Annotated in this window: 23 protein-coding genes; 12 read left to right on the top strand and 11 right to left on the bottom strand. The window is 44.6% G+C overall.

Translation table 11 applies throughout. From position 1 onward, the window contains the following. Nucleotides 1–6: 6 nt before the first annotated feature. Complete coding sequence (locus tag AC1DU2_RS16835; protein WP_477385392.1) at nucleotides 7–3,342, bottom strand: TonB-dependent receptor; 3,336 nt, start codon at nucleotides 3,340–3,342, stop codon at nucleotides 7–9. Between the two features lie 205 nt (nucleotides 3,343–3,547). After that, nucleotides 3,548–4,714 carry a FecR family protein gene (locus tag AC1DU2_RS16830; RefSeq protein WP_477385391.1) on the bottom strand — a complete coding sequence of 389 codons (1,167 nt, stop codon included), beginning with the start codon at nucleotides 4,712–4,714 and terminating at the stop codon, nucleotides 3,548–3,550. 138 nt (nucleotides 4,715–4,852) lie between these two features. Here AC1DU2_RS16830 and AC1DU2_RS16825 point away from each other — a divergent pair, with 138 nt between their 5' ends. Next, on the top strand, nucleotides 4,853–5,434 hold the full coding sequence (locus AC1DU2_RS16825; RefSeq protein WP_477355228.1) for an RNA polymerase sigma factor: 582 nt from the start codon (nucleotides 4,853–4,855) through the stop codon (nucleotides 5,432–5,434). Between the two features lie 453 nt (nucleotides 5,435–5,887). On the opposite strand, the gene AC1DU2_RS16820 is transcribed toward AC1DU2_RS16825, so the two are convergent. From AC1DU2_RS16820 to AC1DU2_RS16795, 6 genes are read right to left on the bottom strand one after another with little or no spacing between them, the layout of a single operon-like run. Beyond that, a complete protein-coding gene (locus AC1DU2_RS16820; protein WP_477385390.1) occupies nucleotides 5,888–6,625 on the bottom strand; it encodes a metallophosphoesterase family protein in 738 nt (245 codons plus the stop codon). Next, nucleotides 6,625–7,704 carry an ACR3 family arsenite efflux transporter gene (gene arsB, locus AC1DU2_RS16815; protein ID WP_477385389.1) on the bottom strand — a complete coding sequence of 360 codons (1,080 nt, stop codon included), beginning with the start codon at nucleotides 7,702–7,704 and terminating at the stop codon, nucleotides 6,625–6,627. The genes AC1DU2_RS16820 and arsB overlap by 1 nt, the downstream gene beginning before the upstream one ends. A gap of 44 nt (nucleotides 7,705–7,748) precedes the next feature. Continuing rightward, on the bottom strand, nucleotides 7,749–8,165 hold the full coding sequence (locus AC1DU2_RS16810) for an arsenate reductase ArsC (RefSeq protein ID WP_477355237.1): 417 nt from the start codon (nucleotides 8,163–8,165) through the stop codon (nucleotides 7,749–7,751). A gap of 5 nt (nucleotides 8,166–8,170) precedes the next feature. Next, nucleotides 8,171–8,596, bottom strand: coding sequence for an arsenic resistance N-acetyltransferase ArsN2 (gene arsN2, locus AC1DU2_RS16805; protein WP_477385388.1), 426 nt, complete (start codon nucleotides 8,594–8,596; stop codon nucleotides 8,171–8,173). Nucleotides 8,597–8,654: 58 nt separating this feature from the next. After that, the gene (locus tag AC1DU2_RS16800; protein ID WP_477355243.1) at nucleotides 8,655–9,215 is read right to left on the bottom strand and encodes a DUF6428 family protein; all 561 of its coding nucleotides are present in this window, start codon (nucleotides 9,213–9,215) and stop codon (nucleotides 8,655–8,657) included. A 50-nt stretch (nucleotides 9,216–9,265) separates the two neighbouring features. Further along, a complete protein-coding gene (locus AC1DU2_RS16795; protein WP_477355246.1) occupies nucleotides 9,266–9,592 on the bottom strand; it encodes an ArsR/SmtB family transcription factor in 327 nt (108 codons plus the stop codon). Between the two features lie 136 nt (nucleotides 9,593–9,728). Here AC1DU2_RS16795 and AC1DU2_RS16790 point away from each other — a divergent pair, with 136 nt between their 5' ends. Then, nucleotides 9,729–10,574, top strand: coding sequence for an N-acyl homoserine lactonase family protein (locus AC1DU2_RS16790; protein ID WP_477385387.1), 846 nt, complete (start codon nucleotides 9,729–9,731; stop codon nucleotides 10,572–10,574). Nucleotides 10,575–10,644: 70 nt separating this feature from the next. On the opposite strand, the gene AC1DU2_RS16785 is transcribed toward AC1DU2_RS16790, so the two are convergent. Beyond that, nucleotides 10,645–11,391, bottom strand: coding sequence for a DUF4272 domain-containing protein (locus AC1DU2_RS16785; RefSeq protein WP_477385386.1), 747 nt, complete (start codon nucleotides 11,389–11,391; stop codon nucleotides 10,645–10,647). 204 nt (nucleotides 11,392–11,595) lie between these two features. Between AC1DU2_RS16785 and AC1DU2_RS16780 the strand changes: the two genes are divergently transcribed. The 10 genes from AC1DU2_RS16780 to AC1DU2_RS16735 all read left to right on the top strand — a co-directional run bounded on the left by AC1DU2_RS16780 (nucleotide 11,596) and on the right by AC1DU2_RS16735 (nucleotide 20,159). Beyond that, nucleotides 11,596–12,615, top strand: coding sequence for a c-type cytochrome (locus AC1DU2_RS16780; protein ID WP_477385385.1), 1,020 nt, complete (start codon nucleotides 11,596–11,598; stop codon nucleotides 12,613–12,615). Between the two features lie 24 nt (nucleotides 12,616–12,639). After that, nucleotides 12,640–13,095 carry a DsrE family protein gene (locus AC1DU2_RS16775; protein ID WP_477385384.1) on the top strand — a complete coding sequence of 152 codons (456 nt, stop codon included), beginning with the start codon at nucleotides 12,640–12,642 and terminating at the stop codon, nucleotides 13,093–13,095. A gap of 55 nt (nucleotides 13,096–13,150) precedes the next feature. Next, nucleotides 13,151–13,795: a Crp/Fnr family transcriptional regulator gene (locus AC1DU2_RS16770; RefSeq protein WP_477385383.1), complete on the top strand. Its 645-nt coding sequence runs from the start codon at nucleotides 13,151–13,153 to the stop codon at nucleotides 13,793–13,795. A 72-nt stretch (nucleotides 13,796–13,867) separates the two neighbouring features. Next, a complete protein-coding gene (locus tag AC1DU2_RS16765; protein WP_477385382.1) occupies nucleotides 13,868–14,665 on the top strand; it encodes a sulfite exporter TauE/SafE family protein in 798 nt (265 codons plus the stop codon). 80 nt (nucleotides 14,666–14,745) lie between these two features. Continuing rightward, nucleotides 14,746–16,164, top strand: coding sequence for an MBL fold metallo-hydrolase (locus tag AC1DU2_RS16760; protein WP_477385381.1), 1,419 nt, complete (start codon nucleotides 14,746–14,748; stop codon nucleotides 16,162–16,164). Between the two features lie 27 nt (nucleotides 16,165–16,191). Further along, entirely contained in the window at nucleotides 16,192–16,752 is a 561-nt protein-coding gene (locus AC1DU2_RS16755) for a YeeE/YedE family protein (RefSeq protein WP_477355267.1), read from the top strand. Beyond that, nucleotides 16,749–17,162 (top strand): YeeE/YedE family protein, encoded by a 414-nt coding sequence (locus AC1DU2_RS16750; RefSeq protein ID WP_477355270.1) that lies wholly within the window; start codon nucleotides 16,749–16,751, stop codon nucleotides 17,160–17,162. The genes AC1DU2_RS16755 and AC1DU2_RS16750 overlap by 4 nt, the downstream gene beginning before the upstream one ends. Nucleotides 17,163–17,306: 144 nt before the next feature. Beyond that, complete coding sequence (locus AC1DU2_RS16745) at nucleotides 17,307–17,867, top strand: cytochrome c oxidase subunit 3 (RefSeq protein WP_477355273.1); 561 nt, start codon at nucleotides 17,307–17,309, stop codon at nucleotides 17,865–17,867. Nucleotides 17,868–17,897: 30 nt separating this feature from the next. Beyond that, nucleotides 17,898–18,428 carry a CPCC family cysteine-rich protein gene (locus tag AC1DU2_RS16740; protein WP_477385380.1) on the top strand — a complete coding sequence of 177 codons (531 nt, stop codon included), beginning with the start codon at nucleotides 17,898–17,900 and terminating at the stop codon, nucleotides 18,426–18,428. Nucleotides 18,429–18,518: 90 nt separating this feature from the next. Further along, nucleotides 18,519–20,159: a hypothetical protein gene (locus tag AC1DU2_RS16735; protein WP_477385379.1), complete on the top strand. Its 1,641-nt coding sequence runs from the start codon at nucleotides 18,519–18,521 to the stop codon at nucleotides 20,157–20,159. A gap of 28 nt (nucleotides 20,160–20,187) precedes the next feature. On the opposite strand, the gene AC1DU2_RS16730 is transcribed toward AC1DU2_RS16735, so the two are convergent. Further along, a complete protein-coding gene (locus tag AC1DU2_RS16730; RefSeq protein WP_477385378.1) occupies nucleotides 20,188–20,901 on the bottom strand; it encodes a peptidase associated/transthyretin-like domain-containing protein in 714 nt (237 codons plus the stop codon). Nucleotides 20,902–20,933: 32 nt separating this feature from the next. Beyond that, nucleotides 20,934–22,454, bottom strand: coding sequence for a glutamate--tRNA ligase (gene gltX, locus AC1DU2_RS16725; RefSeq protein ID WP_477385377.1), 1,521 nt, complete (start codon nucleotides 22,452–22,454; stop codon nucleotides 20,934–20,936). Nucleotides 22,455–22,491 lie beyond the last annotated feature (37 nt).

Raw genomic sequence — 22,491 nt, 5'->3', positions numbered from 1 at the left:
GGCTAATTAAAAAGTGACATTTACACCAAAAGAGTATATTTTATTTTGCGGGTACTGTACTAAGTCGCCGCTGCCATAACGTTCAGGATCAAGACCTTTGAATTTGGTTATGGTAAATAAATTGTCGCCGGCAAAGTAAAGCCTTACCCTGTTGATGCCTATACTTTTGGTCATCTTAGCCGGGAGTGTATAGCCAAACACTAAATTTTTAAGCCTTAAGTACGATGCATCCTGTAAAAAGAAAGTTGATGGGCGGGTAATTTTATCCGGCGCACCTTGTCCCCAATATATCCGCGGCATAGTGGTTGAAGGATTTGCGGGGGTCCAGCGGTTTATCCAATCTGTTGTTGGGGCAGTACCTTGTACAAAAGGCAAGGTTCCCCAGCCAGATACGTATGATTTATCGCCATAAACGCCCTGCATCATAGCCGTCAGGTCAAAGCCTTTAAAGCTGGCCGATAAGTTAAACGAATAATTTAATTTAGGGTAAACACCGCCTATGATGGTGCGGTCATTCTGGTCAATTTTGCCGTCGCCATTTACATCTTTATATTTTAAGTCGCCGGGTAAGGTGTTATCATTATACTGTTTGGGCGAGCTGGCAACTTCTGCCGCTGTTTGAAATATACCCACCACCTGCAGCATATAAAATGAATTCCAGGGCTGGCCGTTTTGGTTAATGGTGTAACCGCCAATTTCTGTTTGGCCAAATTGCACCAGCTTATTGGTGTTATGATCAAGATTAACACCTACGTTGTATGCAAAGCCGTTTAAAGCACCATCGCGTATCACGTTATTATAAGCAAGGCCAAGCTCTACACCACGGTTGTTAACAATACCATCGTTAATTATTGGCGGACTTAAGCCTACAACACCCGTTACCTGAGAGTACCTTAAAATGTTAGATGTTGTTTTATTGTACCAATCGGCTGTTAAGTTGAAATTCCTGAAAATAGTTACATCCAAACCCACATCTGTCATGGTGGTTGTTTCCCATTTAATAGATGGGTTATTTAATGCCTGTTGGGCTACACCGGTTGTTAAGGTTGAGTTATCAAAAGAGTAGGCTCCGGTTAAATTAAGCAGTGCCTGAAAAGGATAGTTACCAATGTTTTGATTGCCCAGCTGGCCCCACGACCCTCTTAATTTAAAGTTATCCAGCCAGGTTAAATTTAGCGCTTTTACAAACGGCTCTTCTGTAGCGCGCCAGCCGGCAGAAAATGATGGAAATATGGCCCATTTATTGGCATCGGGAAATCTTGAACTGCCATCATCGCGAATATTAGCCTCTAATAAATACCGACCTTTATAATCATAATTCAAACGGCCGAAATATGACATTAAAGCCCATTGATTTGATGTACCGTAGGCGCTTTGTATATCCGCGCCGCCCGCGTTTAATTCCTGAAGCTGATCGCTTGAGAAGTTTTTCCGGTAACCTTGCAAATATTGATACTTGCTTTGCTCAATGCTGTAGCCAAACTGTGCCTTAATGTTATGACCATGAAAATCATGCCCATAGTTTAAGTAGCTATAAAGGTTTGTGTATACGGTTTGCTCATCCTGATCGGTTAATCCACGCCCCAGATCCAGCGATGTTTGTAATTGGTTGGTTTTAAAATTGTACTCGTCTATGGTCGATTTATAGTCCTTGTACTTATCCATATTCATGTTTACCGAACCTTTGGTGTACCAGGAAAAGTCTTTGTTAAATTGTACTTCGAACCATCCCTGGGCATTTACTGCATAATCATTTGTTACACGTGTAAAGTTTTTGTCCAGTTCGGCAACAGGGTTTTTGTTGTTGTATTCAAAATCATAGGCTTTATAAGTGTAGCGTCCGCTGCCGTCAGTTAAATATGGCCCGTAAGTAGGTGCTTGCGACATGGCCGAAAGGAAAAGGTCCATGGAAGAACCATCCCATTGGCTGGCTGATGAAGGATTACCCGCCACAGCATCTCTTGTACCCGATTTTAACAGTACGTTTGTCCCGAATTTTATATGATCGTTAACTCTGGAGGTTAAGTTTATGCGGGCATTGTATCTTTTATAGTTAAAACCCTTCATGATACCATTCTGGTCGATATAACCTAATGACACATTGTAGGTTGTTTTATCGGTACCGCCGCTAAAGGTAACATTGTGGTTTTGGGTAGGCGCCGTTTTAAATATCAGGCTTAACCAGTCGGTATTAGGATAATGCAGCTTGTCTGTACTGTTGCGGTACAGGTCTATCTGATCCTGCGGATAAAGAGAACCCGGATCGGTAATTCCACTGTTGATATGGGCCTCATTAAAAAGTTCCATATACTGTGCCGAATTGGTGATGAGTTTAAACATTTTAGTGGGTTTATAAATACCCACGTTACCGTCATAGGTAACGGACAGTTGCCCGGCTTTCCCTTGTTTTGTAGTAACCAGTACTACACCATTTGCCGCCCTTGAACCATATATGGAGGCAGAGGCCGCATCTTTAAGAACGGATACATTATCAATATCGGTAGGGTTAAGATCGCTGAAATTCCCCGGAACACCATCAATCAATATTAGCGGGTCTGAGCCCGCGCCGCTGAATGTTCCGTTACCGCGGATGCGGATAGATACGTTCTCGTTACCGGGTTCGCCCGAGCCGGTATTGATCTGCACACCAGGCGCCAGGCCTTCCAGCATAGAGGCAGGATTAACAACCGGGCGCTTGTTCAGCGTTTCGCCGCTAACAGACGAAACCGCGCCGGTCAGGTTTACCTTTTTTTGCGTACCATAGCCCACAACCACAACCTCATTAAGCGCCGATGTTTGTTCTTTTAATACCACATCAATTTTTGATTGGCTGCCAACGGGAATTTCCTGGGTAACAAAACCAATAAAACTAAATACCAATACGGCTTTGCCATCGGGCACGCTTACGTTGTAATTACCATCAATTCCGGTTTGGGTGCCAACGTCAGATCCCTTTATTTTAATGGTAACACCAGGTAAGGGCAGGCCCTTATTATCTTTAACCTGGCCGGTAATGGTAATTGCCGCCACTTGCTTATTTTCTTCGGTTATTGGTGTTACCACAATAGTGGTATTATTGATTATGTAAGTAAACGGCTGGTCCTGGAAACATTTTTTTAAGGCATCTTCCAGGTCGGCGTTTTGCAGGTTTACATTTACAGGTACTGCCTTTTTTAGCATTTTGGCATTGTACAGCACGCTAAAGCCGGTTTGCCTGTGAATTTCCTTTAATGCTTCGGATAGCGAAGCATTGCTTTTGTTCATGCTGATTTTTTGTGCATAGGTAGTGGCGGCACCAACCTGCAGTATAGAAATCAAACATAAAAAGACCGACAATTTCATAATCAGAAATAATTTAGATTGGACGCGGGGGAGCTCCCTGCATCTAATTGCAGCGAAAATTTTATACATTTGAATGTTAGGTTAAATAATTGGTTATGAGAAAAATGATCATTGGTTTTTACCTGGCAGCTTCACAGCTTAATACCAGGGGCGGTACGAACGCTCCTGGTTATTATATACAGGTTAACATTATTGGCAGATACAACTACTTCATAATGATTACCCTCCTTCCCTCAATTTTATAGTGAATAGTTCGGGTTAATTGCATGTTATTTAAAAGTTCGGTTATGTTTTTGTACCGGGATATGGTACCTCCAAACTCGTTCTGTTGTACATCGTCCCGGTACTCCACATCCACATCATACCAGCGGCTTACCTGCTTCATAATGTTTACTATGCTTTCGTCATGAAACACAAAAAAGCCTTTTATCCAGGCCAGGTTTTCTTCGGTATCAGCCCGGCTAACTTTAATGGCTGCTCCTTTTTCGGTTGTCGTTCCTTGTTGGCCGGGTGAAAGCATAACCGCCGAGCCGGCGTTCGACATTCTTACCGATCCTTCTATCAGCGTTGTGGTTATATTGGCATTATCGCTGTAGGCATTTACATTAAAGTGGGTACCCAATACCTGCACCTGTGTGCCATTGGCTTTTACTATGAAAGGCTTTGCCTTATTTTTTGCCACCTCAAAATAAGCTTCGCCCGTTAATTCAACCTCCCTGTCGGCACCAGTAAAAGCCTGCGGAAACTTTATTGACGATGCTGCATTTAACCACACTTTGGTGCCATCTACCAGTTCAACTTTGTATTGCCCGCCCCGTGGCGTGGTTATGGTATTAAACTCTGGGGCTGCATTTACAGCTGTCTCGCCTGCCTTATTTTCAAAGTGATATACCAGCATGCCGTTGCCGGTTTTGCTTACTTTAACCCCGGTTTTTGCGGCAATCTCGCCGTTTTTAGCATCATCAAGAATAATATTGGTGCCATTGGTCAGGGTAAGATAGGCTTTGTTGCCACCCGGCACTATTGGCTTGGGGTTCACTTTGGTTACCACCGCAGATGCGTGTTGTTCTGGCTTTTCATTTTTCATGTAAAATAAGCTGGCAAGCAGAGTAAGCAGTAAAACAGCGGCAGCGGCCATCCAGCGGTAGCGGGTGTTTTTGCGCGGTGCCATTTCAACCACTTTGCGGCTATCGCTTAATTTTTGCCAAATCCGGTCGCGGGCGTCATTTTGATTAACCAAATCATCGGCCCAGGTGTCGTCCAGCAATTTCATTTCGTCGCTGTAGGCGTCAAGCAGCTCCTTTTCCATGGGGCTGCATTGCCCGTTCATGTACTTTTGGTACAAAACCACAAACTCATCTTTGGTTATCATCAGGAATGTATATTACAGGTTTATACATTATATGTGTAGATAACATTTAATCACACACATACTTTTGTAACTTTTATTTTGCAACAGGTAAAACCTCGACATTATTTGCCTGCTTTTCATACTTTTACCCAACCAATTATGCTTAACTCCACGCTTAGCGACGCTGAACTTTGGGCTGCTATCCGCCGTAATGACGAAGCCGCTTTTACCGCTCTTTTTGACCGGTACTGGGTAAGGCTTTACAAAACCGCGCAGGTTTACATTAAAGATCATGAGGTAAGCGAAGAAATTGTTCACGATGTTTTCCTGAATATCTGGAACCGCAGGGACGTGCTCGAGATCGAATCATTCCCAGGCTTTTTGCTTACTGCCACCAGGTACCAGGTTTATAACCGGATGCGATCGGCAAAATCGCCCGTTATTTTAGTACCCGAAGGATTGGATATAAGCGAGCCACTGGATAGCAACGCGGGCGAGAGTCATATTATGATACAGGAGTTTCAGCAAGAGCTGGACCAATACCTGGTACAACTACCCAGGCGCTGCCAGGAAATATTTTACTTAAGCCGGGTAAGACAACTCTCGAACCAGGAAATTGCCGGCCAGTTGGGTATATCAAAACGTACCGTAGAAAACCAGATTACGGTTGCCCTAAAGCACCTCAGGGTTTGCCTTAAACATGTATCATCTGTTATGTTGATGATGTACCTATTAAAGTAAGTCGGTTATTGAGTGTCTGCGGATTGGAGCAGGCTTTTCATGGCGAAAGCGCTAACATCCCCTGTTTGAGTGGAGAGAGAAATAAAAAGCGCCGCACTCTGAGCAGGCGCTGATTAATTAACTATTAACTGAAAGTATCTTCTTAACAAGTATGAAGAAACTGGTAAAGAACGACGAGAGTGTGATGATTTGCCAACGCAAACCTCCCCTTGGGATTATAGTATTAGTTTATTCATGCAGTGTTAATTAGCCGTTTTAATTTTCAGCAGTGAAAATAGGCCAAAGTGAATTCGTAAAACAGCAAATATCGGCGAACAGGCCTTTTATATCGATGAGTAGCGTTTCGGGGCATAGCTCGCCGAAGCTTGATAATATTAGGAGAGGGTATCGCTTACAGCAAATCCTCGAATTGGTTTACAATGAATACGAAGAAGCATGGAACATATCAGCGCATCAATAAGCTTTTCTCAGTCTATCTGCAAATTCATCCGGCAGGGGGCTTTTTTCTATCGCGGCTGCTGCTTTCTCGACATCGTACGAAACCCGGATAAATTCCGTGTAGATGCTGTTATTGTTGCTGATGCTACTATTTTCGTTCAGGCTTAATATGACATAGCAGGCGTGGGGGTTGCCATCTTTTGGTTTGCCCACCGAACCAATGTTGATAACGTGTTTGAATTTTTGACCGCCTGTTTTAATAACACGATGGTAGGGCTTATGCGAATGGCCAACACACAATATATCGGCATTGGCTTCCTCCATCATTGCTAACACGTAAGTCTCGTCCAAGTCCTCCAAAACGTATTCGTCGACACTGCGGGTGCTGCCATGGGCCAGCACCACATCTAGCGGCTCATCAGTCAGCTTAAATTCAAGCCTGATGTGTGCCGGAAGCGTTGCAAGGTATTTGCGGTTCTCATCATTAATCAAATGATAGGCGTGGCTTTTCCCCGGTTCAGTTAAACTTTGTGATGTTGTAACCATTTTTTTCGGTTTCAGATCGTGGTTGCCGGCAAGCGTTGCGATGCCGCGTTTACGTATTTGGGCAATTACCTCATTGGGCCAAACGTTGTATCCCACCAAATCGCCCAGGCAGTAAACAGCATCAACCTGGCGGCTGTCCAAATCGTTCAGCATGGCTTCAAACGCCGGCAGGTTGGCGTGAACATCTGAAAAAAGAGCAATTTTCATTATTGTACGGATACTTTTGCGGTATAATACTTTTTGCGGAAATAAAAGGCCAGGTTAACCAGGGCAATAAGCGCGGGTACCTCAACCAGCGGACCAATAACCCCGGCAAATGCTTCGCCCGAGTTAATACCGAAAACGCCTATCGCAACAGCTATAGCTAATTCAAAATTATTGCCTGTAGCTGTGAAGGCGATAGATGTGCTGCGCGAGTAATCGGCGCCAAATGATTTGCCGATAAAAAAGCTCAGCACAAACATAATGGTAAAGTAAATAACCAACGGTATAGCTATGCGGATAACATCAAAAGGAATTTGAACAATAAGGTTCCCTTTCAGGCTAAACATCACCACAATGGTAAACAACAAGGCTACCAGTGTTATCGGCGATATAAAGGGTACGTATTTGGTTTGAAACCAGGCCTCGCCTTTCATTTTGATAAGTGTATAACGGCTGATGATGCCGGCGGCAAAGGGAATACCTAAATAAATGCCCACGCTTTTGGCAATTTCGGCAATGGTAATATTTACAGCTAAGCCTTTGAGGCCAAATAGCGGCGGTAATAAGGTAATAAACACATAGGCATAAACGCTATACAGTAATACCTGGAAAATGCTGTTCAGCGCTATAAGCCCGGCTGCGTATTCGCGGTTGCCCTCAGCAAGTTCGTTCCAAACTACTACCATGGCAATACAGCGGGCCAGGCCTATCAGGATTAGCCCAACCATATAAGCAGGATGATCGCGCAGTAAGGTTATGGCTAAAACAAACATCAGGATAGGGCCCACTATCCAGTTTAAAATTAAGGATGCGCTTAATACTTTGGTATCCTTAAATACCTCGCCCATGTTTTCGTACTTCACTTTAGCAAGCGGCGGGTACATCATCAGGATTAATCCTATGGCTAACGGGATGTTAGTTGTCCCGCTGGAAAACGAGTTGATAAAGCCCGACGACGAAGGGATAAAATACCCCACGCCAACCCCGATGGCCATTGCCAGGAAGATCCACAGGGTAAGGTAACGATCAAGGAAACCTAATTTTTTACGTTCGGCCACTGGGGCGCAGTTATTTGCTGACATATTGATTTTACTGTAATGGATATTAAAAAGCGAGGGCGCCGGTTTTACCCGACATGCTGTTTTACAAAGTTGGCCGCATAGGCTTTGATGATGTCCCTAACAGCCCTGAATTCATTCAATATCTCCTCTGGTGTACCTTTGGCTTTTGCCGGATCGGGAAAGTTATGGTGAAAGCGCTGTACATTACCCGGAAAAAACGGGCAGGCCTCATTGGCGTTATCGCAAACGGTTATCACGTAATCAAACGGGATGTTAATATACTCATCCACGTGGTTTGAGGTGTGTTTTGAAATATCGATATGGTCTTCGGCCATTACCTGTATAGCCTTGGGGTTTACTCCGTGGGTTTCTATCCCCGCGCTGTAAATGTTGGCTTTATCGCCGGCAAAAAAACGAAGGTAACCTTCGGCCAGCTGGCTGCGGCAGCTATTGCCGGTACATAATACTAAAATGTTTTTCATGCTTTTTATAATATTTTTTTCATAACAATAGCCGATTGCGGACACACATGGCTAAACTCCGTTGATTGCAGAACTTCGGCCGGCACCTCGGCCCGGGTAATCTTTTGATAGCCTTTTTTGCTAAAATATTCGGGGGCAGTTTCGGTAAGTAAAAAGATTGCCTGCAGCGATTGGGCGGCGGCAAGCTTTTCTACATTGTCAAGCAACCGGTTAGCTATACCCTTACCACGCTCTGCCGCAGATACCGCAACAGAGCGCAGCAAGCCGTAGCTATCATAAATCTCGATGCCAGCAATGCCTATTACCTCTTCGCCCTGTTTGGCTACCACAAAATTTTCAAGTGTTTGCGGCAAGTCATCGGTAGGGAGTTTTTCATTTGCCAGCAGGGCAATCACTTTTGCCCTGTAGTTTTTTGCTTTTTCTATTTGCATGGCTTATTAACTAAGTATTCGTATCGAATAGTATTTCCGCTTTGTGCCTTTAGTCCAATTAGCAACAGCCGGAACCCGGGGTGCAACAGGCAGCGTCGGTAACCAGGTTTTTCAATTGAATTTTAGGTTTTGCTGCTGGTGCGCAGCATTCTTCTCCTTTATCATTGGTGCCGCAGCTACCGCCTCTTTCTATAGCTTTGCACTGTACGGCGTCTGGCCTTAAGTCAACAACCAGGTTATCGCCATCTATCAATAACGTTTTCGGCAGCATTTGGCGGGTATCAAATTCGGAGTTGCCAAATTCAATTTTCACAATGCCGTTAGGGTTTAAAGGCAACGCTTTTTCTACCAGGTTAACAATTGACAGGGCCTTGCCAACGGCCATCGCCCTATCCTGCTGTTGGCCTTCGGGCTCCCATAATTGTACAATAATTTCTGTCCAGGCATTCATTACACCGCCGCAATCTACCGATGTGATGGGCGCCTGTTTTATTTCGGTGATATGGTAAGCCGCGTTCACCCATTGGTTTTCGGCATATTGAAACTGCAGGGTTAAATCTGGGTGTTGTAACAACGTATCCTTAAACACTTTCCAGCTGATGGTTTCTATCTTATTCATAATCTTTAATTTTATTATTGCAATATTGCGATTGATTTGGTCAAATTTTTTTAGCAGCACTTAGGGGCTTCGTAAGCCGCAAAAAAGTCCTTTAATTCGTTGCTAAGCATATTCCATACTACTGGATTAATGCAATAGCAAACGCTTACACCTTCAATGGTTCCCTGTATCAACCCGGCCATTTTTAACTCCTTTAAATGTTGCGAAATGGTAGGCTGCGCCAGGCCCAATTCATCGGCCAGATCACCACAAATACAGGCATTAGCTTTAAGTATTTGTTGCAAAATAGCTATGCGTGCGGGATGAGCCATCGCCTTAAGCATAACAGCCAGCCTGTTTTGCTCGTCAGTAAATATTTCTGTTTTTGTTAAGCCCATATATATTGCAATATTACGATTAATATTTAAAATGCAATAGCGAAATAAAAATAATTTTTAGGGCGTCCTGTTCGCACATCTTTATTATTGTCAATCCTTGCTTTTAACTTATCGCTTTCCGCCTTATCTTTAGGGAATGAAAAAACTTTTTCTGCTCTCCCTGTTGGTGTTATCCGGCACGCTTTGCGTCCGGGCACAAGCACCGCTTTATAAAGTTTATGCCATTAAATTTGCTGGTTCGGCCTACCCTTTTACCGCTGCCGACTGGGCCAAGGGAGCCCCGGCTACCGATAGCCTGAAGTTCAATTTTATGGTATGGCTTATAAAAGGCAATGACCGCAATATTTTGGTTGACGCGGGCTTTTTAAATGATATTGAGGATGCCAAAGAGTTTAAGGTTATTAATTACATTCGGCCCGACAGCCCATTATATAAACTGGGTTTAAAAGCAGGTGATATCACAGACATTATCCTATCTCACCCACATTGGGACCATATAGATGGTGTGGGATTGTTTCCCAATGCCCATGTTTGGATCCAAAAAGATGATTTTAATTATTTTGTGGGGGCGGCCTGGCAAAAAGGCGAAGGTAGCGGTGGATTTAACAAAAGAGACGTACGGATGATGATTGATTTAAATTTAGCCGGAAAGGTGACGCTGGTAGATGGCGACAACAAGGAAATTATCCCCGGCATAAAAGTATTCACCGGATCAAGACATACCTTTAATTCAGAATACGTATTGGTAAATACAGGAAATAACAGGATTGTACTGGCATCCGACAATATCTGGATATACTACAGCCTTGACCATTTGGTGCCACCGGCAGATGGAGGAACGCTCGACCCGGCAGGCTATGTAAAAGCGATGCAAAGAATGAAAACCATGGTTACCGATGTAAGGTTCATTGTTCCGGGGCATGATGCCGCCGTGTTTTCCAGGTTTCCGGCTGTTACTGCGGGCGTGGTAGAAATTAAGTAGCGTGTACTCATAAGGCCGTTTGGCATTCAATAAATACCTGTTTATGTAGGTCCATTGTGCGCTAATGCTGTTACGTATCTGTCGTTATATCATCCCAGCCTTGGTTCATGTAGTTTATCAGCCAGTTTAATGCGTAGTGCCTTTCATAAACTACGCCACTATCAAGCTTTCCGGGAGCCGGCTGCCTATTGGTGCGGGCATCTACACAAGCCCAGTCCAGCCGCAGGATCAGATCGGCCTGGTCGAGAATCTCTTTTTTTGTTCGTAACCGGGCTCGCTGTTTAAACTGCCGGCCGGTCAGGCCCCGAAATATCTTTGCATCCTGGGCTACATTGCACAATTGGTCGGGGTAAGCCAGCGAGTCAATAAACCCTAATGCCCAAAGCATCACGTGTAAATCTTCGTAGCGCCAGTTGGCATCAGTGGTTTGTTGCTTTGTTGGCTGGGGATTTATTATATAAGCTCTTTCGGCCGGGGTTAATTTTGATAGCGCATCCAGGTTTTTATTTATTTCGTCCAAGTCCTTTTGCCCTATCCCTTCGCTTTTTAAACCTATATATAGCAATGCCAGCGCTCTGTCTGTCACTTCATCTTTTGTGCGTATAGCTGCCTGCGATTCCGGGTCTACAAATAAAGCGTTGGGATTACTATAAAGAGGTATGTGATGTGCTTTGCAATAAGTTTCAGATTGGCGGCGGCGTTCGGCCTGATCGTTAGTCGGTTTTATGTTTTCTACCTGCTTTGTGATAGCAGCGCCCTTACGGTTGTTGCACGACAAAAACAACATCGAAGCAATTATAATGAGCCTTCTTATCATATCATGAAATTAGTAATTCTTTGGCAGCTAAATAAAAAGCAGCCCTCCTAATGTAAAGAAAATTGAGATCAAAAAAATGGCCGGTTTATTTCTGTGCAGTACACTGTTTTTGGTGACTTAAATCACCAACATGTTTTTGTAAATTGTGCAGTTTTGTATAAAGCCCGATATGAATACCGATGCCACAAAAAAAACATAAAAGCCATGACTAAAGTTTCGCGTGACCTAATATCGGTTTCATTATTACTGGTTGTCGCTGTTATAGTATCGCTTGTTTCCGCATGCAACAGGCCGGAAAAAAAGGGTGATTATAAAGACGTGGCAGTTGATACATCTCTCAAAGCCGGCCAAAAACAGGAAGATATTGCTGGTGCCGGGCTACCGCCGCAAACACAAAATATACCTGCAGGTAAAAAGGGCGATTTGATAAGGTATGGCCGAATGTTAATTACTTCAACGGCCTTATATTTTGGCCCCAATGGGTCTGTTGCCCACATCAGTAACGGCATGAACTGTCAAAACTGTCACCTGGATGCGGGCACCCGGTTATTTGCCAACAACTTCGCCGGGTTTACGGCATCCTATCCTAAAAAAAGCACCCGTAGCGGCGTGGTTATATCGGCATCTGTGCGAATTTCGGAGTGTTTTGAGCGCAGCCTGAATGGCACCATGCCCGATACCGGGACTAAAGAAATTAAGGCAATAATGGCTTACATGCAATGGTTGGGCAAAAATGCAAAAAAGGGAAAGGTGCTATTCGGTAGTACTACACCACGTTTAAAATTTACGGATAGCGCAGCCAATCCGTTAAGCGGAAAGGCTGTTTTCATTCAAAAATGCCGCAGTTGCCACGGTGCAAACGGCGAGGGGTTGCTGGCGGTAGATAAACAATCATATACCTACCCACCCTTATGGGGGCCGGACAGTTATAACGATGGTGCGGGCATGTACAGGATAGGCAATTTGGCTGGCTTTGTGAAGGCCAATATGCCTTTTGGCGCCACCTACCAAAGCCCGCAGTTAACCGATAAAGAATGCTGGGATGTTGCAGCGTTCATCAACTCGCAACCCCGGCCACACAAAGATCAACACAAAGATTACCCCGACTTACAGCAAAAGCCCATAGATTTACCCTTTGGGCCGTATGCCGATGGCTTTACCGCCCGTCAGCATAAATACGGGCCATTTGGCCCCATTCAACAATTCCATCATAAAAAAGTATAAATTAACCTCTTTAAATCTATAGCCATGAAAAATCGTTTTTCCTTACTCTTCGTGCTTGCCGGTTTGCTTTTTATTAAACCAGCTTTCGCCCAAACAGCAGCATCGGAATTTAAAGGCGCCGAAGCCAGTCAAGCCCATTATAAAGCGCTTTATTACCTTGACGAATCGGACCCGAAGAAGATTAAACAAACCCTCCGTAACATGGACAATGCCCTGGAAGACACCCGGCTAAAAGGCAAACTGGAAATGGAACTTATTGCTTTTGCTGATGGTGTTGTCGTTTACGATAAAGCAGGACCATACGAAGCCGAGCTGCAAAAACTATTACAAAAAGGAGTGATACTGGCGCAATGCAGCAATACGGTAAGGGAACGGCACATTGATAAGGCTACGCTTTTTTCGTTTATAAGCTATGTGCCCAGTGGCAATGGCGAAATTATTATCCGCCAGGCCGATGGATGGGCAACTATTCATCCCTAAGCCTACCCCGCTCCTTTTGGCAAACTAAACATCATTCTTGTTTTTACCCGTTTTTATGAAAGATCAATCCGTTATCCAGGACTATTTAGACCGCCTGTTCCCTCAGTTTGAGCCAGGATTAAAGGTCTTTTTAGTTCAAAACGCATCGGTTATTCATGTCCCTGCCGGCGAGGTTGTGTTGCGCACCGGTCAATACATCAAATCAACCATGATGATTTTAAACGGCCGGGTAAAGCTATACCGCGAAGGCGATGATGGGGGCGAGTTTTTTATGTACTACCTGGAACCGGGCAATGCCTGTGCCCTAACCATGATTTGCGCCGCCAAACAGGAAACCAGCGAGGTGATGGGTAAAGCCATTGAAGATACCGCCGTTTTGGCCATGCCTTTAGCCTTAATGGACCAAATGATGACCACCTACAAAACATGGTACTATTTTGTGTTGGAAACCTACCGCTCCCGGTACGAAGAGCTGCTGATAGTAATTGACCATATCGCTTTTAAGGGAATGGACGAGCGTTTATACTATTACCTGCAAAATCAATATCAAAAGCTAAAAACACGCGAACTAAAAATAACCCACAGCCAGATTGCCGCCGACCTGAACTCGTCGCGCGAGGTTATTTCCCGCTTGCTTAAAAAAATGGAGCAGCGGGGCGATATCGTGCTGAACCGCAATTTTATTGAGTGGAAAAAATAAAAAACCGTGGTGACATAAGTCACCGTTGCGGGCGGGTAAAACAAGCACTTTTGCGTTGTTAATTATTTAAACATGCAGTTTTTCGCTTACCTCGCATCAGCTTTAATTGGGATTTCGCTTGGCCTTATTGGCGGCGGCGGCTCTATCCTTACAGTTCCTGTGCTGGTTTACCTTTTTGGCACCAGCCCGCTTTTAGCAACCTCCTATTCTTTATTTATTGTTGGTTCAACCAGCATGGTGGGTGTTTTTACCAATTACCGCAAGGGGCTGGTGAATATTAAAACAGCGCTGCTTTTTGGGTTAACATCTATCAGCACTGTTTTTATTACGCGTAAGTTCCTGGTACCACTGATACCTCATAACATTTTGCGAATAGGCAGCTTTCAACTCACCCAAAACATCCTTACCATGGTGTTTTTCGCCGTATTGATGGTGGCCGCAGCAACAGCCATGATCAAAAGCGGCAGTAAAATGGAGACGCCGAACCACACTGGCGACAAAAAACTCAACATTCCTAAACTATTGCTTTATGGCGTAGGTATAGGACTGGCAACCGGCTTTTTAGGTGCTGGTGGCGGCTTTTTGCTAATACCTACCCTTGTTTTATTAGTAGGCCTGCCCATGAAACAAGCTGTTAGTACTTCGCTGCTTATCATCGCCATGAATTCACTCATTGGCTTTACCGGCGACCTGGGCCATTTTGCAATCAACTGGATATTCCTGTTAAAAATAACGGCGATAGCCATAGCCGGTATATTTGCAGGCGGGTTAATCAGCCGCCGGATTGACGGCAACAAACTAAAAAAGGGTTTTGGCTGGTTTGTACTGGTAATGGGTATTTATATATTGGCTAAAGAACTGTTTTTTTAAATAATTTTGATGGGGTGGTGACGTTGGTTACCATCTGCTTGCTTGCTAAACTGCACCTTTGTTAAAGTAAAGAAAATATCATGAGTATTGAACAAATATATACCGGATGCCTGGCCCAGGGGGCGTACTACATCCAATCAGAAAATGAGGTTGCCATTGTTGATCCCCTAAGAGAGGTGGAGCCTTACATAGCTAAAGCCAAAGCGGCCGGGGCCACCATTAAGTATGTTTTTGAAACTCATTTCCATGCCGATTTTGTATCGGGACATATTGACCTGGCACGGGAAACCGGCGCACAGATTGTGTATGGGCCAAATGCGGTAACTGGCTTTGAAGCGCACATAGCTAAAGATAACGAGACCTTTAAAGTTGGCAAACTCACCATAAAGGTGCTGCACACGCCCGGCCATACCATGGAGTCGGCCTGTTACCTCTTAAGCGATGAATTTGGCAAAGAAACCGCGTTGTTCTCTGGCGATACTTTATTCATCGGCGATGTTGGCCGGCCCGACCTTGCGCAAAAAGCGTCAGGGCTAACTCAAGAAGGACTGGCAGGTATATTGTTCGATTCGTTGCGCACCCGTATCCTGACATTGCCCGATGATGTTATTATTTATCCTGCACACGGTGCGGGATCTGCCTGCGGCAAAAACATGAGCAAGGAAACCACCGATACCCTGGGCAACCAAAAGAAATATAACTATGCCCTGCGGCCTAACATGACCCGCGATGAATTTATAGCCGAAGTAACCCGCGGATTAACCGCTCCGCCGGTATATTTTCCGTTAAATGTTAAAATGAATAAGGAAGGTTACGAAAGCTTTGAAAAAGTACTGAGCCAGGGAACCCAGCCATTATCCCCCGAAGCGTTTGAAGCCGCGGCCAACACCTCCGGCGCCATTTTGCTTGACACCCGCGACGCCCAGGTTTTTGCAAAAGCATTTGTGCCCAACTCTATCAATATTGGCATCGATGGGAGCTTTGCCCCCTGGGTTGGCGCATTGGTGCCAGATATTAACCAGCAAATTTTACTGATTACCGACGAAGGGCGCGAAGAAGAGGTTGTTACCCGCCTGGCCCGTGTGGGATACGACCATGCCATTGGTTATTTAAAAGGCGGAATTGCTGCGTGGCAAGCTGCCGGCAACGAGACAGACAGTATTGTATCCTTAACTGCTGATGAACTTGCGGATAAATTAAGCAACCATAGCCCGGTAAAAATTCTTGATGTGCGTAAAGCACCGGAGTACTATGCGGAACATATTTTAGACGCCGAAAACCTGCCGTTGGATGACATTAACAGCAACATGGCCCAGTTGGATAAAAATGAAACCTACTATGTGCATTGCGCCGGGGGATATCGTTCAATGATATTCAATTCGATGTTGAGGGCGCGGGGCTTTACTAACCTGGTTGATGTTCAGGGAGGTTTTAAAGCCATAAAAGATTCTGGCAGGTTTAATGTAAGTGCTTATGTGTGCCCAAGCACAATGCCCTGATTTTACAATAAGAAAACATATACAACGATGCTTAATTTGCTCAAACAACCTTGGCCCTGGTATACTTCGGGGGCTGCAATTGCCGCTATCATGGTTTTATTGCTTTATTTCGGAAAATCATTTGGTTTTTCATCAAACCTGCGCACCATCTGTTCCATGGCCGGTGCCGGTAAAAAAGTTCCGTTTTTTGATTTTAACTGGCAGGCTCAAAAATGGAACCTGCTGTTTTTAGTGGGCTCGGTTTTAGGCGGACTGATATCTGCCACCCTGTTAAAAAACGACGCGCCATTAAAGCTGGCCACCGCTACGGTAACCGACCTAAAAGCCATCGGGATAAACTTTGATGGGCAACTAAATCCGGCACAGCTTTTTGGGATCCATAGCCTGTCTTTCAAAAACATCGTCATCCTGTTATCCGGTGGTTTAATGGTAGGCCTTGGCTCAAGGTATGCGGGCGGCTGTACATCGGGGCATGCCATCAGTGGCCTGTCGAACCTGCAATTTCCTTCTCTTTTAGCGGTCATTGGCTTTTTTGCCGGCGGGCTTATCATGACACACTTTTTATTGCCCCTGATATTATCGATATGAAAGGATTAAGATTTATTATCGCCGGCGTTATCTTCGGCATCATCATGACCAAGTCTGAAGCTGTGTCCTGGTACCGCATCCAGGAGATGTTCCGCTTCCAGTCGTTTCATATGTATGGTATTATTGGCACCGCTGTGGTATTGGGCGCATTGGCCGTTTACCTTATTAAAAAGCTCCACATCAAAGATTCGCAGGGCAACCCCATTATATTTACCGATAAAGAAAAAACCAGGGCAAATTATATCATCGGCGGCCTGATATTTGGCCTTGGCTGGGCGCTTACCGGCGCTTGCCCAGGTCCCATGTTTGTAAATATCGGCTACGGTTATGCATCCTTTATCATTGTGGTTATTGGCGCGTTGACAGGTACGTTCCTATATGGTTTGTTGCGGCGTAAGCTGCCCCATTAAAACCCAATTTGTTTTAGCGCTTTTAAGGTAATCATCCCGATGCCATTATGATGATGGTGTTTTTCTAAAAAACATTTTCTTATGCCCAAGTCTTTTACACAACCCGGCTGTTAACTTTAAAGCGAGAATTCACTAATTTTCGGCATGAACGACCGCAAGGATATGCAAAACCTGAATGCCCGCAAGTTTATGGTTTGGCTAGCCATAACATCTTCGTTTATGCTGGTTGCCGGGCTAACCAGCGTGTTCCTTATTTCAACCTCAGCAGGTGATGCCATACACACTCAATTGCCCTTTGTGTTTATCATCAGTACGGTTGTTATACTCGGCAGCAGTGGCACTTTAAATGTAGCCGGCAAATGTTTAAAGGGCCTGCAAAATGCTAAATTCCACTTGTACCTAAAGCTCACGATTGCGTTGGGGCTATTGTTTATGTTGCTGCAGGCTGTTGCCTGGGGTACATTGCTTCATCAAAAAGTTTATTTTGATATGCACAAAAGCTACCAATCGTTCATTTATGTTTTTGTGGCCGTTCATCTTTTACACATTATAACCGGCGTAGCTTTATTAGGGTATACCCTATCCGGTTCGTTAAAAAACAAGCCTCGGTACAGGGTTTTATACCGCATGGAAATGAGCGCCACCTTTTGGCATTTTATAGATATTTTGTGGGTATATCTTTATTTGTTTTTGATGTTGAAATAAAAAGCCCCAATAATTACTGCCTATATGATATTGTTAAGAAAAGAAGCTATTATCTTATCCTCTTTTATACATTTTTTGAACCTTCCCGCCAGCGAAAAGAGCGAGATAATTGAAAGCGAGATAATTGAAGAAGCCACAGAAGAGGTGTCAAATTTTTATGGCAGAAAACACGTTGTGTATGCCTTTAAATCCTTTACCAATCAATACCTGGCATTATATCTAACTGCTGAGTTAAAAAAAGAAGTCAGGGTAAAAGGCCGCCAGCCGAGGCTTTATCCCTGCCCTTGTTGCGGATATAAAACCTTATCAAGCAGGGCCCACTATGACATATGTGCTGTTTGCTTTTGGGAGGACGATGGAGAGAACGATCCCTCAAAATTAAGCTCAGTAAACCATATGCATCTGGGTGAAGCAAGGCTTAATTTTTTAGAAATTGGCGTAATGCAAGACTTTTTCTTGATAGCGTACATAAACATCGCTTCCTGCGTTTCGCAAAATAATGCCCTCATCAGACAGATAAGGATGCCAAACGCCCATCAATTTACTACGTTAGTAAGTTAATATCCAATTTGACCACACATTACCTACCCTATGATTTTTACAAAAGCTAAGGCAGCCTGCAAATTCATTTTTTGCACTTTGTTTATTTCAATGGCGATAACTGCAATCGCCCAAAATAAAAAACCAACACCCGCCGATAGTACGCCCAAAATTGTTAACATCGTTAACTTCATTCGCCTGCTGGAACCACGGGATCCGGCAATTACCGAAGACGTATTGTACCAAACAGTGGTAAAACAGGTAGAGATCATGAAAAAATATCACCTGGGCGGTACATTCCTTTTACAGTATGATGCGCTGATGGATAAGCGATATCAAAAACTGTTGGCAACCCTTCCAAAAGGAACTTTTGAGATTGGTGCCTGGTGGGAGATACCGCAACCTATGGTGGAAAACGCAGGCCTTAAATGGCGCGGCCGTTATCCCTGGGACTGGCGGGCCAACATTGGCTTTTCTACCGGCTATACACCAAAGGAGCGCGAAAAACTGATAGATGTATACTTCCGCGGTTTTAAAAAGATTTTTGGCTATTACCCCAAATCGGTGGCTTCGTGGTTTATTGATGCTTATAGCATTAACTACATGTATCAAAAATACCATATTGTGGCATCAGCAAATTGCAAGGACCAATACGGTACGGACGGCTATACACTTTGGGGTGGTTACTGGAACCAGGCCTATTATCCAAGCAAAATAAATTCATATATGCCCGCCCAGCACGCGCAAAATCAGATCCCTGTTCCCATCTTCCGGATGCTGGGCAGCGATCCGGTGCGGCAGTACGATAACGGCCTTGGCACAACCCGGCAAGGCGTGGTTACACTGGAGCCTGTTTACAAATTTGGCGGCGGCGATTCGACCTGGGTAAACTGGTTTTTTAAATCATTTACCGATGATCCTTCGCTCGGTTTTAATTATACACAAGCCGGACAGGAAAACTCCTTTACCTGGGATGCCATGGCCAAAGGCTTAGAAATACAGATGCCACTGATTGCCAAACTACGCGACGAGCATAAAGTAAGGGTTGAAACCCTGGAGCAATCGGGCCGTTGGTTTAAAATGAAATACCCCGTTACACCGGCCACTTCATTTACAGTAACAAAAGATATACCCGGCAGCGATTTGAAAACCCTTTGGTATAACAGCCGCTTTTACCGAATTAACCTGCTTTGGGAAAAGGGCAGCCTGCGCATCCGCGATATTCATTTATTTGATGAAAAATTCCCGTCGGTTTATGAAAAACAGGTGGCTACATCAAATGAGTGTACCTTTTTTACCCTGCCTGTAGTAGACGGCTATATTTGGAGTAAACCCGATCATATTGCCGGCTTACGGCTTAAACGAGTGGAACTTGGAAAAGAGACCCTGGCAACCGGGCAATCGCCCATATTTAAAAACACCGGCAAAAACAGCCTGCATATATCATGGCGACTGAATGAAGGCGGCATGCTGGAAATGGATTTGACCGAGAAGCAAATTAAAATATACATGGATAGCAAGGCTACGTATAATTGGTGTTTGGATATGGATGTAGCCCCCGGTGCTGCAACACCCTATACTAACATTACCCCTAAACAACTGAACTGCAGGTTTGAAAACACAAATTATAAATTAAAGGCTTTGCAAGGAAAGTTTTCGAAACCGGCCAACGGTTCTGCCTGGCGCTTAACACCTGAAGGGGGTGCAATTGTGCTGGATTTGGGGACTGCCTTACAGTCCGGCACCCGGTAAATTAGTCGGCTATCTATATCCGGCTAATTTACCGGGTATAGATAGCAAACTTTTCCTGTTTACCGGCAACCGGCGTCATCCCTTTAATGTCTTTGCGTTTAATCAGGGAATTAAGCTTATCGGCCGTAACTAGTTGTACGCCGTTTAATGCAACAATATCCTTCTCTGAGTTTATTTTAATCCACCCTGTTTTATCAACAATATATAAGCCGGTATCTACGCGTAAAAACACTTTTTGATTGCCCGTTTTAGCGGCGGCCAGCTTATTATAAAAGCCCCTTTCGTCCCGCACTTTCTCAAAGCCTGCATTTACATTGTCATAGCTTAAATCGCCATGTTGTAAGGTAGAAAAAGAGGCCGTTCGTCCGTGCACTTTTTTAAGTCCAAAATAAAACAGCCCCTTACTGTTGCCGGGCATATCGGCCCAGTTTTCATGCTGATGAAAAGTCACAAAACCAGGTTTTACCAACGTTAGTTTGAAGTTTAACTGGCCGCTTTGTTTATACGTAAGCTGTATTTTGTAATACCCTTTTGCATCGCTGGTGCCCAATACAGTATTTTGCGCGTCATAAATGGCCGCTCCCTCAACAGGCAAAAGGGTTTGCGCATCTACAACAAGTCCTGCAATATCAATATTTCTTACCTGGGCTATCGTTTTCTGCGAAAATGCAGATAGCGAAAAAAATATCAACGCGATTATTAACCCAATTTTGGGGGCTATAGCTTTATTCGTAAATATCATGGCTCTGCTGTTCCTTTAATATGATGGCCGCCCTACGCGGTAAACGCCTTCAACGCCGTCGCTATCCTGCTAATGGTTTCTGCCTTGCCCAACAAAGCTGCTATATCAAACACATGCGGGCCAAATTTGCCGCCAACCAGCATAATACGGAACGGAAGCATTACATCGCCAACTTTCAGCACCTTTTCTTCGGCAAGGGCCTTAAATTTAGTTTCAAAGTCGTGGGCTTCGATGCCGGCCTCGGCGGTTAACAGAGTAATAAGCGCGTTAAAAAAATCGGTTTTGGCATCTGTCCATTTAGGCTTTACAGCGTTAAGGTCATATTCTTTCGGCTGCTCAAAAAAGTAACCGGCCTGCTGGTAAAAATCAGGCAATACAACACAACGGTCTTTTACAAGGTTAATTACTGTTTCCAGTTTAGCATCATCAATTACAACGATACCTTTATCACCCAACACCCGGACAACTTCAGACTTCAGACTTGAGACTTCAGACTTCTTTATCCACTCGGCATTGAACCATTTGGCCTTTTCAAAATCAAACTTAGCGCCGGCTTTGCTCACACGGTCTATCGAGAATTTCTCTACCAGTTCATCCAGTGTAAATAACTCCTGGCCCGTACCATCGTTCCAGCCAAGGGTAGCCAGCAGGTTTAAAAACGCTTCGGGCAAAAAGCCAAGCTCCCTAAAGCCGGGTGTTAGTTCGCCTGTTTTGGCATCAAACCAGCTCATGGCGTATACTGGGAAACCAAGGCGGGCGCCATCGCGCTTGCTTAGCTTGCCGTGGCCATCCGGTTTTAATATCAGCGGTAAATGCGCCCATTTCGGCATATCAGCTTTCCAGCCTAAATACTCCCAAAGCAGCAAATGCACAGGGGCAGATGGCAGCCACTCTTCGCCGCGGAAAGCATGCGAGATTTTCATCAGGTAATCATCAACTACCACCGCAAGGTGGTAGGTTGGCATACCATCGGCTTTCAGCAATACCTTATCATCAACCAGGTTGGTTTCAAAACTCACATGTCCGCGAATCATATCGGTAAAACTCACCGTTTCATCGGCCGGCATTTTTATGCGGATAACATGCGGTGTGTGTGCATCTAACAGTGCATCAACCTCATGCTGGGGCAACGATACCGAATTCCGTAATGTACTGCGGTATGCCTGCCCATACTGAAAGTTGGGGATCTCTTTTCGGTTTTTGTCCAATTCTTCGGCAGTATCAAAGGCATAATAAGCATGGCCCTGCATTACCAGGCGTTCGGCATATTCCCGGTAAATGGCTTTGCGTTCGCTTTGGCGGTAGGGGGCGTAATGGCCGCCGGCAACCGGGCTTTCGTCGGGATGCAGACCACACCATTTAAGGCAATCTAAAATATATTCTTCGGCACCTTCCACATAGCGGGTTTGGTCGGTATCTTCAATTCTCAAAACAAAATCGCCATGGTGTTTTTTGGCAAACAAATAATTAAACAACACGGTGCGTACGCCACCCAGGTGCAAACCACCTGTAGGGCTCGGTGCAAAACGTACTCTTACTTTTTTATCGGTCATAGTTTGGCAAAGATAAGGTTAATTTAGATGTGCAAAT

It is taken from the genome of Mucilaginibacter sp. P4_C11 (genome assembly GCF_056402115.1).
The sequence above is the reverse complement of the archived record's forward strand: the minus strand, read 5'-3'. Positions and strand labels throughout refer to the sequence as shown.

Excerpts from the sequence above, each read along its gene's own strand:
- AC1DU2_RS16835 (WP_477385392.1), bottom strand. The coding sequence starts at position 3,342 with ATGAAATTGTCGGTCTTTTTATGTTTGATTTCTATACTGCAGGTTGGT.
- AC1DU2_RS16830 (WP_477385391.1), bottom strand. The coding sequence starts at position 4,714 with ATGATAACCAAAGATGAGTTTGTGGTTTTGTACCAAAAGTACATGAAC.
- AC1DU2_RS16825 (WP_477355228.1), top strand. The coding sequence starts at position 4,853 with ATGCTTAACTCCACGCTTAGCGACGCTGAACTTTGGGCTGCTATCCGC.
- AC1DU2_RS16820 (WP_477385390.1), bottom strand. The coding sequence starts at position 6,625 with ATGAAAATTGCTCTTTTTTCAGATGTTCACGCCAACCTGCCGGCGTTT.
- arsB (WP_477385389.1), bottom strand. The coding sequence starts at position 7,704 with ATGTCAGCAAATAACTGCGCCCCAGTGGCCGAACGTAAAAAATTAGGT.
- AC1DU2_RS16810 (WP_477355237.1), bottom strand. The coding sequence starts at position 8,165 with ATGAAAAACATTTTAGTATTATGTACCGGCAATAGCTGCCGCAGCCAG.
- arsN2 (WP_477385388.1), bottom strand. The coding sequence starts at position 8,596 with ATGCAAATAGAAAAAGCAAAAAACTACAGGGCAAAAGTGATTGCCCTG.
- AC1DU2_RS16800 (WP_477355243.1), bottom strand. The coding sequence starts at position 9,215 with ATGAATAAGATAGAAACCATCAGCTGGAAAGTGTTTAAGGATACGTTG.
- AC1DU2_RS16795 (WP_477355246.1), bottom strand. The coding sequence starts at position 9,592 with ATGGGCTTAACAAAAACAGAAATATTTACTGACGAGCAAAACAGGCTG.
- AC1DU2_RS16790 (WP_477385387.1), top strand. The coding sequence starts at position 9,729 with ATGAAAAAACTTTTTCTGCTCTCCCTGTTGGTGTTATCCGGCACGCTT.
- AC1DU2_RS16785 (WP_477385386.1), bottom strand. The coding sequence starts at position 11,391 with ATGATAAGAAGGCTCATTATAATTGCTTCGATGTTGTTTTTGTCGTGC.
- AC1DU2_RS16780 (WP_477385385.1), top strand. The coding sequence starts at position 11,596 with ATGACTAAAGTTTCGCGTGACCTAATATCGGTTTCATTATTACTGGTT.
- AC1DU2_RS16775 (WP_477385384.1), top strand. The coding sequence starts at position 12,640 with ATGAAAAATCGTTTTTCCTTACTCTTCGTGCTTGCCGGTTTGCTTTTT.
- AC1DU2_RS16770 (WP_477385383.1), top strand. The coding sequence starts at position 13,151 with ATGAAAGATCAATCCGTTATCCAGGACTATTTAGACCGCCTGTTCCCT.
- AC1DU2_RS16765 (WP_477385382.1), top strand. The coding sequence starts at position 13,868 with ATGCAGTTTTTCGCTTACCTCGCATCAGCTTTAATTGGGATTTCGCTT.
- AC1DU2_RS16760 (WP_477385381.1), top strand. The coding sequence starts at position 14,746 with ATGAGTATTGAACAAATATATACCGGATGCCTGGCCCAGGGGGCGTAC.
- AC1DU2_RS16755 (WP_477355267.1), top strand. The coding sequence starts at position 16,192 with ATGCTTAATTTGCTCAAACAACCTTGGCCCTGGTATACTTCGGGGGCT.
- AC1DU2_RS16750 (WP_477355270.1), top strand. The coding sequence starts at position 16,749 with ATGAAAGGATTAAGATTTATTATCGCCGGCGTTATCTTCGGCATCATC.
- AC1DU2_RS16745 (WP_477355273.1), top strand. The coding sequence starts at position 17,307 with ATGAACGACCGCAAGGATATGCAAAACCTGAATGCCCGCAAGTTTATG.
- AC1DU2_RS16735 (WP_477385379.1), top strand. The coding sequence starts at position 18,519 with ATGGCGATAACTGCAATCGCCCAAAATAAAAAACCAACACCCGCCGAT.
- AC1DU2_RS16730 (WP_477385378.1), bottom strand. The coding sequence starts at position 20,901 with ATGATATTTACGAATAAAGCTATAGCCCCCAAAATTGGGTTAATAATC.
- gltX (WP_477385377.1), bottom strand. The coding sequence starts at position 22,454 with ATGACCGATAAAAAAGTAAGAGTACGTTTTGCACCGAGCCCTACAGGT.